This is a genomic window from Nitrososphaerales archaeon (assembly GCA_025058425.1).
Classification (GTDB): domain Archaea; phylum Thermoproteota; class Nitrososphaeria; order Nitrososphaerales; family JANXEG01; genus JANXEG01.
The window spans coordinates 25699-38248 of record JANXEG010000006.1 but is presented as its reverse complement, the minus strand read 5'-3'; the positions used below and the strand labels follow the sequence as shown (position 1 = coordinate 38248).

General features: G+C 41.6%; 11 protein-coding genes and 2 tRNA genes. 6 read left to right on the top strand and 7 right to left on the bottom strand.

Annotated features, from left to right (window positions below; translation table 11 throughout):
• From NZ896_01360 to NZ896_01345, 4 genes are all read right to left on the bottom strand, one after another.
• Positions 1-548 (bottom strand): aconitase family protein (locus tag NZ896_01360; GenBank protein MCS7116100.1); only part of this gene is annotated, 548 nt, incomplete at its 3' end.
• Between the two features lie 183 nt (positions 549-731).
• Entirely contained in the window at positions 732-2111 is a 1380-nt protein-coding gene (locus tag NZ896_01355; protein MCS7116099.1) for an MmgE/PrpD family protein, read from the bottom strand.
• A gap of 75 nt (positions 2112-2186) precedes the next feature.
• The gene (locus NZ896_01350; GenBank protein MCS7116098.1) at positions 2187-2918 is read right to left on the bottom strand and encodes a succinate dehydrogenase/fumarate reductase iron-sulfur subunit; all 732 of its coding nucleotides are present in this window, start codon (positions 2916-2918) and stop codon (positions 2187-2189) included.
• Positions 2919-2928: 10 nt separating this feature from the next.
• Positions 2929-4662: an FAD-binding protein gene (locus NZ896_01345; GenBank protein ID MCS7116097.1), complete on the bottom strand. Its 1734-nt coding sequence runs from the start codon at positions 4660-4662 to the stop codon at positions 2929-2931.
• Positions 4663-4754: 92 nt separating this feature from the next.
• Between NZ896_01345 and NZ896_01340 the strand changes: the two genes are divergently transcribed.
• Entirely contained in the window at positions 4755-5378 is a 624-nt protein-coding gene (locus tag NZ896_01340; protein MCS7116096.1) for a MarC family protein, read from the top strand.
• Between the two features lie 160 nt (positions 5379-5538).
• A complete protein-coding gene (locus tag NZ896_01335) occupies positions 5539-6822 on the top strand; it encodes an SLC13 family permease (GenBank protein ID MCS7116095.1) in 1284 nt (427 codons plus the stop codon).
• Positions 6823-6852: 30 nt separating this feature from the next.
• Here NZ896_01335 and NZ896_01330 read toward each other — a convergent pair whose 3' ends face one another.
• Positions 6853-8181 (bottom strand): Nre family DNA repair protein, encoded by a 1329-nt coding sequence (locus NZ896_01330; GenBank protein MCS7116094.1) that lies wholly within the window; start codon positions 8179-8181, stop codon positions 6853-6855.
• A gap of 189 nt (positions 8182-8370) precedes the next feature.
• Between NZ896_01330 and NZ896_01325 the strand changes: the two genes are divergently transcribed.
• The 4 genes from NZ896_01325 (at position 8371) to NZ896_01310 (ending at position 10610) form a co-directional block, all read left to right on the top strand.
• Entirely contained in the window at positions 8371-8907 is a 537-nt protein-coding gene (locus NZ896_01325) for a zinc ribbon domain-containing protein (protein MCS7116093.1), read from the top strand.
• Complete coding sequence (locus NZ896_01320) at positions 8907-9311, top strand: DUF2085 domain-containing protein (GenBank protein MCS7116092.1); 405 nt, start codon at positions 8907-8909, stop codon at positions 9309-9311. The genes NZ896_01325 and NZ896_01320 overlap by 1 nt, the downstream gene beginning before the upstream one ends.
• Before the next feature lie 87 nt (positions 9312-9398).
• Positions 9399-10466: a DUF354 domain-containing protein gene (locus NZ896_01315; protein MCS7116091.1), complete on the top strand. Its 1068-nt coding sequence runs from the start codon at positions 9399-9401 to the stop codon at positions 10464-10466.
• Between the two features lie 33 nt (positions 10467-10499).
• A tRNA-Gln gene (locus NZ896_01310) sits at positions 10500-10610 on the top strand.
• 159 nt (positions 10611-10769) lie between these two features.
• Here NZ896_01310 and NZ896_01305 read toward each other — a convergent pair.
• Positions 10770-10862, bottom strand: a tRNA-Arg gene (locus NZ896_01305).
• An 83-nt stretch (positions 10863-10945) separates the two neighbouring features.
• Positions 10946-12547, bottom strand: a complete 1602-nt coding sequence (lysS, locus tag NZ896_01300; GenBank protein ID MCS7116090.1) for a lysine--tRNA ligase — start codon at positions 12545-12547, stop codon at positions 10946-10948.
• Between the last annotated feature and the right edge of the window lie 3 nt (positions 12548-12550).

Below are 12550 nucleotides of genomic sequence, written 5' to 3'. Positions count from 1 at the left end.
ACACCAAGCCTATTTATCACATGTAAAATTACATCTTTAGCAAATACGCCCCTTTTGAGTTGACCATTTACGACTACTTTAATCGTCTCAGGTACCCTTAACCATGTTTTGCCAAGAGCCATAGCTACAGCTACATCGGTAGCACCCATACCCGTAGCGAACGCTCCGACTGCACCGATCGTACATGTATGCGAGTCACCACCGATGATCAGTTCACCAGGGTTGGCAAAATCCTCAACCATCAATTGATGACAAATACCATTACCCGCTTCATAAAATATCGAGCCAGTTTCTTGGGCAAAGCGTCTAAGCTTTGCATGTTCATTACTAATTTCAGCCCTGTGGCTAGGAGCGACATGATCTATAAAGATGATGCACTTTTTAGGATTGAAGGGGTTCCTGTTAAGGTCTTTAAGGTAATTTATTACCAGCGGCCCACTTGCATCATGTGCGAAGCAGTAATCTACATTAACAGTCACGATCTCTCCAGCGGAAACACTTTTCCCCGCATGTTCACCTATTATCTTTTCACAAATTGTCTTACCCATCTTACTTAATCCTTTTTTCCAAGTACTTATTAACTTTTTATGTTAAGGGTATTAAAAGGGCTGAAGCATGCTATTAAGAATTAGGACGAAAGTTATCAAAATTCATCTACCATCTTCTTTTTACTTCATTTTCAATTTTGTATCATCTTACCAATCCTTCATAATACCAATCCGTTGTAAAAATTATTCGATGGACGATACTTTCTTCATTAGATCTTCCAAATTATTCAATCTTTCAAAACTCTCTATTAACTCAATTATATTCTTTGCATGATGGGGAGGGAGTACTCTGCAAGCGTTCTTATAGAATTTCTCCATCAAATCTTCATACTTTAAAGGGTTTTCTGGACTACTTCTTACATTCAACACTCTATGCTCATACACATTCCCATCATTCATCCTTATCTTTACCCAGCCTGGGAAGCGTTTCGGGAATTCAGAGTTAGGATCTTCTTCCCACTTCACCTTCTTCGCTAACTTCAAAATCTCTCTATTTTTAATCGCTTCATCACTAAAATCTTCGATTCCACATTCGCCTTTAAGGAGCATCAATGCAACTGTGTATGGTAAGCTGAACTTTGCATGGTACGGTGTCAAAGGGATTTCTTTCCCTTCACAAACAAGTTTAGCTGCATCCTTCGAAATAAAACATTGAATCTCATCGACCTTTTCAGCTTCGATGCCATATTCCTTCCTTAAATGTAATATGCAATCCATGTAAGAGTGGAGAATGTGGCAACAAGGGTAGAATTTAAATGTAGTTTTCAAAACCTCCCAATTCTTGCCCAAATCCTCACATAGCCTTTCTAAATTATAACCATTGCCTAAATAGCTCCTATAAATACCAAAACGGCCTTCCAACACCGTTCGAGGGCCTGTAAAACCTTTGCTAGCCATTTGGGCAGCTACTATGCCACAATGGTTGGCCCATCCGGGATGTAATTGCTTAACCTCTGTACCATCTGTAACGAACTCTTGAAGTCCTGCAGCCATGCTGCCACAAATCCCCATAGCGTTAACCATCTGCTCTACATCTAGATCAAGGATCTTTCCAGCGATAAGTGAAGCGGCGAAAGTTCCAACGATCGGTGTCGCATGGAGACCCCTTTTATGGAACTGAAATGGTGCTACCATCCCCAATCTGATGACAATTTCATATCCTGCGGCAGCAGCTACCAAAGCCGATTCTCCATCTACACATTCTTTCTCTCCAACGGCGAGTGTTGTGGGTATTACTATAGCGCTTGGATGTACTACAGCTTCTGTATGTGTATCATCAAAATCGAGAGCATGGGCCATCAGACCGTTGACCAATGCAGCATTCACCATGGGTAATTTGCCTCGAAATCCGATCAAAGAACTCTCTTCTTTACCATCCCATGATTTCACTACATCTACAACGATCTTTGCAAAACTCATCGTGGATGAGGCTAAGCAGATACCTATGGTATCTAAGAAGCGAAGTTTAATATTCTCAATAACCTTATTGGGTATATCTTTAAACGTGAGAGATTTGACCCATGTAGCCAACTTCTCTGAGTAAGATTGTGATAATTCCACCATTCATCCTCATTAAGATAAAAATTCTATATAACCTTTGACAGATGTTAGAATGGTGCTTTAAGAGGATTTTTCGAACTAGGATTTTAATGGAGCGGGTCTTCGCCTCTTCAATCTCCTTTCACTCAATATAAAGAATCTCTTAACCCTTTGAATCAGGAGGGCGGGATCGACACCTTTAGGACAGACGTGGCTACAACTACCGATAAAGTGGCAACGCCATACCCCATGTAGCGTATCTACAATCGTAAGCCTTGCACTCGGTTCAGAATCTCTATTATCCATTATATACCTGTATGCTTGAGCCAATGCATGTGGCCCTAAGAATCGGCGATCGATACTAACTGTGGGACATGCACTATAACAGAGACCACAATTTATACACGTAGCTGCCTGAACGAATTCTTCCCTCTCATTCGGGGTTTGTAAATATTCTTTATCGACCCCTTCCTCATTCCGAATTATGTAAGGTTTTACTGAAGCATGCTTTTTGAATAACTCTTCATGATCTACCACCAAATCACGGATGATAGGGTAGTTAGAGAGAGGTTCTAACGTTACTTTACCTTCTCCGAACCATTCGATCCTCGTTTGACAGGCAAGGGTTTCCCTACCATTTACTTTTATACCACAGCTCCCACATAGACCTGCCTTACATGCGTACCTAAAGGTAAGGGATGGGTCGAGCTCCTCTTTAATGTAAAGTAATGCGTCGAGGATCGTCATATTTTCACGTATTGGTATATCATACTCCATATAATATTGTGACCATTTTGATGGATCGAATCGAAATATTCTTAACTTTACCATCTTCAACACCCTAATACTTCCTTTCTGTAGGATGCCACCTTGTTATTCTTACTGGTATGTAACTTAACTTAGGTCCTTCTTTAGAGTAGAAGATCAACGTATGCTTTAACCAATTTACATCATCACGTTTAGGAAAATCAGCCCTATAATGGGCACCCCTTGATTCATTTCTATTTATAGCTGAGATTGTAATGAGCTCTGCAAGTATCAACATATTCTCTAACTCAAGCGCATTTATAAGTGAAGTATTGTAGTACCTATTGCCATCTCCTAAGTATGCTTTTGTGAACCTCTCCTGAAGTTGCTTTATCTTCGACAGAGCCGTTTCAAGACCTTCTCTACTCCTTATTACACTTACATACTCATCCATGATCGCCCATAGCGACCTTCTAATCTTATAAATACTCTCACCATCCTTCCTCGACAAAAGTTCTAGAATCTTATCCTCATTATTATCCATATCTTCCTTTAGAGTATCTGATGCTGGTGTCGATGCTGAGGTTGATGTTTGACCATCCTTCTCCAAATAATCGGCCACATCCCTACCTACCAACATTCCATAAACTACACACTCGGTCAACGCATTAGTACCCAATCTGTTCGCTCCATGAATACTGACACATGCAACTTCTCCCGCAGCCCATAATCCCTTTACACAAGTTCTTCCATGATTGTCCACATGGATACCTCCCATCATATAATGCTCAGACGGTCTTACGGGGATAGGGTCTTTAGCAGGGTCTAGGTCGAGTAGCGTCATCGTCGTCTCCTTCACGTTAGAGAGCCGTTCATTTATCACATCTTCACCAAGGTGTCTTAAGTCTAGTAATACATAACCTAATTTATCTTGAGTTTCGAAACCCCTCCCTTCCATAATTTCAAACATAATCGATCTTGAGACTATATCTCTTGGGGCCAATTCTTGCCTCTCTGGAGCATACCTTTTCATAAATCGTTCACCCTTCGCATTGATAAGATAGCCTCCCTCCCCCCTCGCTGCTTCCGTTATCAAATATCCATGTGGAACGAGGCCCGTTGGGTGAAATTGTACAAACTCCATATCCTTTAATGGTACTCCAATTTTGTACGCTAAAACCATTCCATCTCCAGTATTCTGGTCTTCGTTTGTAGTTGTGCGATAAATCCTTCCGAGCCCTCCCGTAGCTATTACTATTGCTCTAACCTTTATACCTACTATTATACCTCTTTTTATATCCAGAGCGGTTAAACCATTGACCTTATCTCCACTCACAACGATGGACATGGCAAAATGATCGTTAAGAAACTCTATGTTATCATACATTAAGCATCTTTCATATAGTGATTGGACTATGAAGTGGCCCGTTCGATCTCCAACGAATACCGCCCTCGGGAAGCTATGACCGCCCATCCTTTGGGCATTCTGTAGAGTCCCATCTTTGTTCCTCTCCCACGGTACTCCCCAATGCTCCAACTTTATGATTTCTTTAGGCGCCAATTGAGTAAACATCTCGACAGCATCCTGATCACAGAGGAAGTCTCCACCTTTTATCGTATCCCACGCGTGAAGTTCTGGACTATCACCCACCCATAAGGCGCCTGAAATTCCACCCCCAGCGACGACCGAGTGAGATCTGAGCGGGTGATACTTACTCATTACAGCTATACTTACTTTACTCTTACAGTTCGCTGCTATCTCAAGAGCAGCCCTTAACCCAGCGATACCACCACCGATGATCACCACATCATAATAGATTTTTTCCATCTTGTTTTTGTTAATATGATGGAAACATATACTTTTCCTTTAAATGTAGATTTCGTTAAAGTATTTTTATAACCTATCAATAATAAAGGGGGATGTTCCAAGATGCCCTCTTGCAACATGATTTCATATCGTTCTTTCAAGCCTTCTTAACACTCTTCGCCATCTTCGACCCCATCGGTGCCCTTCCCTTCTTCACAAGCCTAATGGCAAACCTCCCTCGATCGAGTCATGGCAGAATTATAAGAACGTCTTGCATCGTTTCACTCGGTATTCTCTTAACCTTTGCGTATTTGGGATTCTGGCTCTTTAAACTTCTTAACATTACGCTTAGTGATTTTAAGATAATCGGCGGGATAATACTCTTAGTCTTCGCAGTCAGCTACGTTATCGGTAGAGAGCATGAGAAAGTCCTCCCCAGTGCAGGAGAAAGTATTGCGATCTTTCCTTTGGCAACACCCTTACTCGCAGGACCGGGGAGTATAAGTATAGTGATGTTGATGGTCAATCCTCCATTTGGCCCTCTAACAACATTTGTAGTAATCGTATTGAACGTGATTTTGGCCTGGATCATATTGAGCCTCGGGATGCACATCTATAAGTTGCTCGGTAAGCAGGGATCGTCGGTAATTTCACGAATAATGGGATTGATCGTAGGTGCGGTGGCGATAAGATTGATAAGAGAGGGCTTCATCGAAGTGATCAGAGAGATCATCTAACCTCGAATAATATTTTTACTCGACTACAATTCGGTATAGCATTTCATAGTTAATGAAAAAGGTACATAAGGTTAAGAATGGTGAGATTGAATCTAAACCTTTATGTACCTTATGTGCCTTCATGTAAAGATCTGAGTAACGATACAATGGTGTTTGATCGATGTTTTCAATCAATGAGCTATATAACACACTCATAGGATCTGGGATTCTCTTATTCTTAATCATCATGTTGGTTGCAAGGGGATCGATTACACGCATCCCAATATGGAGCATAATGTCATTCACAGCATTCATTACAGTAATCTCCAACCTCGTCAACTTCGACGATCTTGGAGCTGTCATAGATATGGATGTGATACTGTTCTTAATCGGTATGTTCAGTATGGTCGGGCTTGCGGAATCTTCCGGTTTACTAAATGCCATTGCAGCATGGTTTATAAGCATCTTCAGGCGCAGAAGGGCTTTGATTTATGGTTCATCCTTACTCTTCGGTCTATTGGCGGCTATTGCAGTCAATGATACGATAGCATTGATGGGGCCACCGATCGCCTACACTATATCAAGAGTAGCTAAAATAAAGCCAAAGATGATGTTTCTTTTACTTGCTTTTTCGATAACGATAGGCTCGGTGATGACCCCTATAGGGAACCCTCAAAATATCTTGATAGCCATCGGATCGGGTATGGAGGCACCGTTCATCACCTTTATCTATAGACTTGCTATACCGACACTATTAAACCTCCTCATAACACCTTACCTTCTCATGAAGATGTTCAAAGTAAAAGAGGGTGAGGTAAAATTGATCTTGATACCTCACGAAGCCTTGAGGGATCGTAGAGATGCTACATTGGCAGCCATCGGATTGGCTTTGTCTATAGCGATACTCATTATAAACGATATCCTCGAGCTCCTGCATATGCCATACGTAGTTAGAAAAGGATTCATACCGTTTATCGTAGCGGCTGGAATCTACCCTTTCTCAAGTAACCCAAGGAAGCTTATAGCGAATGTCGATTGGGGCACGATAATCTTCTTCATCACCATGTTTGTAACCATGGAGGGCATATGGAGGAGTGGTGTCCTAACCCCATTGCTCAAAGTATTGTTAAGCTCAAAAGGTGATGAGATTGCAAGTATCTTTGGTATATCATTCTCATCGATTTTATTAAGCCAATTGATCAGCAACGTCCCCTTCGCCAAACTCTTTATAACCTATATGGAAGATTTAGGGTATGGTGTTAAGGATGTTGATGCATGGCTCACTCTCGCAGTCGCATCGACGATCGCCGGTAATCTGACGATTCTCGGTGCGGCATCGAATATCATCATACTTGAGTATTTGGAATCGAAGATGGAGACGACGATCAGATTCGTCGAGTTCTTAAAGTATGGCTCCCTTGTGACGATTGTGAATATGATCGTCTACTTACCATTTCTTATATAAATTTGTTATCTTAAGAATCTTAAGAATTTGTTATGATAACTCCGAACGATCAAAGTAATCCGTTATCTTTCTCTGAAAGAATGCCCGTTTTAATATCGAGCTATTGGCGATCCAATCTTCTGGCGGGATCGTTAATTTTGTACAGGCATACCTCCATGCCTCATTCAAATCGTCAAACGTTGCTGGAGCATTTCTCAGAGCACTTCTAACACTCTCTCTCACATTCCATACCCCAACCGGCAATATATAGCCAGGATGGATTTCCCTCAATAGTAATGCTGATGCCTGCTTCCTCTCCATTCTCAATCTTTCAGCCACCGCAAGACGGGCAGCATAATAACATCCTCCAACACTCGCATAGGTCGTTCTACCCCAATAACCTTCATAATCCCCCATCAATGCGGGTTCTTTACCTCCAACATTCCACGTTGTACCCGGAAACCAGGCCTCGATCCATTCGAAGGACCAATTTCCAGGCATCAGGATCACGATGAAGATATTATCAAGATTTTTGAAACTATAAACTCTATATTCATCGATACTATTATACTGCTTTATCTCATCTATCAATTTAAGAGATATGATGCTATCCACAGCTGTAATGCTCCATCTCGTAGGAACGAGCTTTCTACGTGCTCCAATCCCCAACATACCTATACTGAAAGCCCTTTGTATTCTCGTGACGAGTACACCTTCATCGTAAAGTTTGTAAATGGCATCCGCAGCTTTTAAATCACGATCATAAAAGGCCTCTTCGATTCTACGATCTACACTCACATTCCCTACACTTAACGACTTTAGCGGTGCTGAAGGGCCAAATGGTTGAGTCTCTTCACTTAAGCTCAGTACCTTTCTCGGCCTCTTCATGAATACCGCTTCTGCATCGATAGATCTCTCACCCATCGCAAGCTCCTGTAATGTCTCAAGTAATCGATCACCCCTTTGGGCATTAAAGATGCTCATCCTTACTTTACCACGGATTAAAGAGAAACGATAATCGATGATATCGTAAATCGATTTACCGATCCAATCTTCGGGAGTATCGAGTATCTCCGTACTTCCAAAGTACGGAGGGATCATCGGGCCAATATACACCTTCGGATAACCGATCCTACCTACGAACACACTTGGTGGAGTAGAGCCATGGATATGATCGTTGAGCAAAGGCTCATATTTGATCATGGATTGGGCTTTTACAATGATTGGGCATCGAACCTTACCACAAAGCATGCGACCGCCCTTACAGAGTAAGCACAGATTTGTGGAAGATTTACTTACAATTTCAATACTCCCCACTAATTCTCCTAGACCTTCAACCGAAATTAGATCACTTAGCCACTTCACAGTACCCTTAGACATGCGCCTTTTACCTTATATATGGTAATGATGTGATTTAAGTATTAAAGTGAAAAGTCGATGCGAAGCGAAGATAGAATGTTAAAATGTTAATGAGAATATGATGGAAGGAACGAAATGTTCGGTGTGAATAGATCACAAAAGCCCTTCAGGAAGCTTTAAGTATTTTGATGATTTAACTAAAGATGCGCAATGGTATCTAACCTTATACTACAGGCTGGTCTTGAATCTCTCTTACTACTCTTACCATTATTGATATGTTGTATGCTCATGCCTATGCTTCGACAACGTGCTGAAAGTAGGGCTTTAACTGGCTATCTCGAGATGGATGCATGGTTCACTCCACAAAACATCTCGGAGAGTTTCGAACTTATAAAGAAGCTCACAAAAGAATGGAAGAGTGAAGTGAAGCAAACTGGTATGAATATCTTTAGAAAGCAACCCAGTCAAGATGTATCCTTCATAACTGTGGAAGAGATAGAACCTCGATTACTCAAAATGAATAGTAAGAGCGAAGGTGGTGTCGTCTTCGAGTTGACCGAAGTCGAAGGTGGTGGAACGTTCATTAGAACCACATATAGCCCTCAAGCTAGATCACGAATCCAATCATTAAAGGCCCGCCTCCCACTCAAAGTATATACGATGAAGAGTTGTGCAAAGTGTGGTAGGATGTTACTTTCAGATTTTATCCATTGCCCCTACTGTGGTGAAAAGCAGGTAGTTACATAATGAAGCGCTGGGAGTTGCTATTGGCGCATAACCACTGGATTACAATAGGTTATAGGGGCAAAGATCTTAAACTCTGTGCCCGATGTACGGGAGTGGTACTCGGTTTTACGAGTTTATTGATTCTATCCATGAGTTTCGACTTGGGACCCTTCCTTTCTTTACCACTCATCTATCAGATCATTCTCTGTATCTTACTTGCATTACCCGCCATCCTCGATTGGATAACACAATCGTGGCAAATTAGAGAGAGCAATAATCCATTAAGGTTGGTTACCGGATTCTTCAAAGGATTGGGTATTTCGCTCTTATCGATGATTTCAATACCGCTATCTTATAAAATTCTACTCATCATTTCAATCGCGGGGTTGACAGTCAACCTCGGTTTAAAGCAGAATCGATTATAATGAACATCTTCTACCTTGCACATAGTAAATGTTGCAACGATGGGCAAAAAATGATTAAATACCTTTATCATATCCAATGGATGTAGATTGAAGATTTGGATCGATATACTCACACCTAAGCAAGCGTTATTCTTCCAACCACTTGTAGAAGAGTTGGAGAGGATTTGTTACGATGTATTCGTAACATCACGCCATTACCGTGAAGTAGAGTTATTGATAAGGAGGATTGGTATGAGAGCTACATTTATTGGTGAACATGGAGGCGGTGATCTCTATCAAAAACTTATCACAAGTAGTGAAAGGATCATTCGACTCGCAAAGGTTGTAAATGAAGAGTGCCCTAATTGTGCGATATCCTTTAGCTCACCCGAATGTGCCCGCACTTCGTATGGGCTCGGAATAAAGCATATCTGCATCAGCGATTCCCCTCATGCAGAGAGTGTATCGAAGCTCACCATACCTCTATCATACTATTTATTAACGCCATGGATTATACCAGTATCCGAATGGGTCAAGTATGGAATATCGAAAGAAAGGGTCATCAAGTATCGAGCTTTGGATCCGGTAGTATGGATAAGGCGAAGGAAGTATGCAGCTACGCTTGAATTAAACCTTGATAGATCAAAGAAGACGATCACGGTTCGATTACCAGAAATTAAAGCTTCATACCTCCTCAACATCGATAAAGATATCTATATGAAACTATTGGATCGAATCATTTCACATTTCCCCGATTGTAATATTGTAGCCCTATGTAGGTATAGTGATCAGATCGAAGAACTCGATGCTCATTATGGATCGAAGCTCATCATCCCTAAGGATGGTTTCGACGGAGTTAGCATACTCTCTCACACAGACGTGTTTGTAGGGATGGGTGGTACTATGAATGCTGAATCGGCCTTGCTCGGCATACCGACGATATCCGCATACCCCGGAATCACCCATTACGTTGAAAAGTATTTAATAAAGAATCGATTGGTGATAAAACCTCAAAGTATAGAAGGTGTGGTACAGAATTTAGAAAGGCTTCTTAAAGATGAAGAGTATAGATTAAATTTAAAGAGGAGGGCGGAGCGCATTTTGAAGAGAATGGAAGATCCGATAAGCAAGATCGTTTCAATCATCGAATCGATAAAAGGAAAACTTAATCAATAAATAATCGAATATTAAATAACGGTAGCTCGGATCAGCCCGGTGGAGAAGGATGTTTCGCCGAATGTAGTGGTCAAGCAAGGCCTCGCCCTTGAATACCGGCCTTTGGAGCCGGTGACGGCAGTTCGAATCTGCCCCGGGCTACCATCTTCAATATTCATTTTGATGATTCCTTGCCATCCTTAAGTAGAAGGGGAGTAAGAATTTATCGAAGATGATTACTAAGACCCATGGTTCGAGGATGGAATTTTAATCTATCAAAGATCGAATCTATAAGATGATGAGAAGATTTCTCATTCTTCTTAGCGGGCCCGCGGGGATTCGAACCCCGGACCTCCGGCTCCGCAGGCTTACGCAAGATTCATCTTCGACGCCCTATCCATACTAGGCCACGGGCCCCATTAGTATAGAACTGTCCATTAAGAATAACCTTTCTGTCATCTGATAGCATTAAAGGAAGTTTTATCCATCATTCTGTCGATCTAGATCTGCCTTTTAAGTAACTCTAAAACTCTCGGTATACCTATATCAACGATGTATGGCCCCAATCTAGGCCCTCTATCAGAACCTAAGATCGCTTTGTATAAGAGTTTGAAAAACTCAGGGGGATCGATACCATTCCTCCTCGCGATCTGGAAGATTTCACTTTGAATCTTCTCGGGATTCGTTTCTTTTGATAAAAATTCTATAAGCTCCTTGATCGAATTTGCCTCTTTCTCCGATAGTGTAAGTTTGATCGGTTCTATCGACTTAAAATCTTCGACCCAATTTATCGCCAATTTGATCCTTTCATTAAGTTCATTCGTCGCTTGCTTTATTATGCCATATTTAACCAGTCTTTGAATTACATACTCTACCCGATTTTCTGGAGGGGCAAAGGATGCGAGTTGAATCAGCAATCTCTGTGGTACATGTATCTGTGGTTTAGAGGGTGGATTTAGATGATTAACATACTCGTATAAGCCTTTAAGTTGCCTTAACTTGGCCGGATTATCGATCTTCAACCTTCCGAAGTACACATCCTCAAGGGCATCATATTCATCCATATAGTTGAGGATATCTTCAACCGCAAGATTTCTTGTACCAGCGATCCTTTTGAACATCAAGAGCATTAAAGATTGTGGAGTGCCATACCTCAACCATGTCTGAGGGGTAAAGACATTACCTAAAGATTTCGAGATCTTTCTACCCGATTTATCAAGAAAGAGTTCGTAACGGACGTGGAATGGATGGGGATAATTCAATATTTCATCAGCTACCCAATCATTCACCCTTACAGAATCTGCAATATCTTTACCGTAAGCTTCAAACCTAATATCGAGGGCTGACCAACGGGCTGCAAATTCGACCTTCCAACTCAACTTCCCCTTACCTTTCGTCACATCGACTTCACCTTCATATCCACAACCATCGACCCAACGATTACCGATCCTTGCTCCACAACACCGATAGAGTACTTTTTGCTCCTCCTTTATGTATTGATAGGCTTCAGCTAGGTAAATCCTTCCACAATTCTCACAGATTGGGAAGTATGGTAGGACCTCCTCAAACTTCCTTTGTCCAACCATTTCTGCGATCTTCTTACCGATGGTTTGGGAGTTCTCCAATATCAAGAGGATCGATTTATTGAGGATTCCGCTTTTGTAAGCTTCAGCACCACTTTGAAAATTATACTTTATATTCAATCGATCGAGTGAATCGAGTAACATACTGCTCATATGTGCACCATAAGATCGATGGCAACCGAATGGGTCTGGTATCGTGCACACAGGCCTCGCTAAATACTCATTCAACCATTCGGGCATACCTGAAGGTACCTTTCTTAAACCGTCCATATCATCGGAGAATGCGATGAGCTCAGATCTGTAACCGAGATTTTCTAGGGCCATCTTCACACCGTATGCACGGACAGCATCACTCAAACTCCCCACATGGGGGATGCCAGATGCACCTAAACCACTTTCGACTCTGATATTCGAAAGTGATCTACCTAAACTCTTTTCTCTCTCTACGATCTTAAAGGCCACTTTATCTAACCACGTCCCTCTACCAATTACCACACCACTATTATTAGTATCAACCATCTG

What these genes read in the sequence shown, in the direction of transcription:
- NZ896_01355 (MCS7116099.1), bottom strand. Translation starts at nt 2,111, where the DNA reads ATGGTGGAATTATCACAATCTTACTCAGAGAAGTTGGCTACATGGGTC.
- NZ896_01350 (MCS7116098.1), bottom strand. Translation starts at nt 2,918, where the DNA reads ATGGTAAAGTTAAGAATATTTCGATTCGATCCATCAAAATGGTCACAA.
- NZ896_01345 (MCS7116097.1), bottom strand. Translation starts at nt 4,662, where the DNA reads ATGGAAAAAATCTATTATGATGTGGTGATCATCGGTGGTGGTATCGCT.
- NZ896_01340 (MCS7116096.1), top strand. Translation starts at nt 4,755, where the DNA reads ATGTTCCAAGATGCCCTCTTGCAACATGATTTCATATCGTTCTTTCAA.
- NZ896_01335 (MCS7116095.1), top strand. Translation starts at nt 5,539, where the DNA reads ATGTTTTCAATCAATGAGCTATATAACACACTCATAGGATCTGGGATT.
- NZ896_01330 (MCS7116094.1), bottom strand. Translation starts at nt 8,181, where the DNA reads ATGTCTAAGGGTACTGTGAAGTGGCTAAGTGATCTAATTTCGGTTGAA.
- NZ896_01325 (MCS7116093.1), top strand. Translation starts at nt 8,371, where the DNA reads ATGGTATCTAACCTTATACTACAGGCTGGTCTTGAATCTCTCTTACTA.
- NZ896_01320 (MCS7116092.1), top strand. Translation starts at nt 8,907, where the DNA reads ATGAAGCGCTGGGAGTTGCTATTGGCGCATAACCACTGGATTACAATA.
- lysS (MCS7116090.1), bottom strand. Translation starts at nt 12,547, where the DNA reads ATGGTTGATACTAATAATAGTGGTGTGGTAATTGGTAGAGGGACGTGG.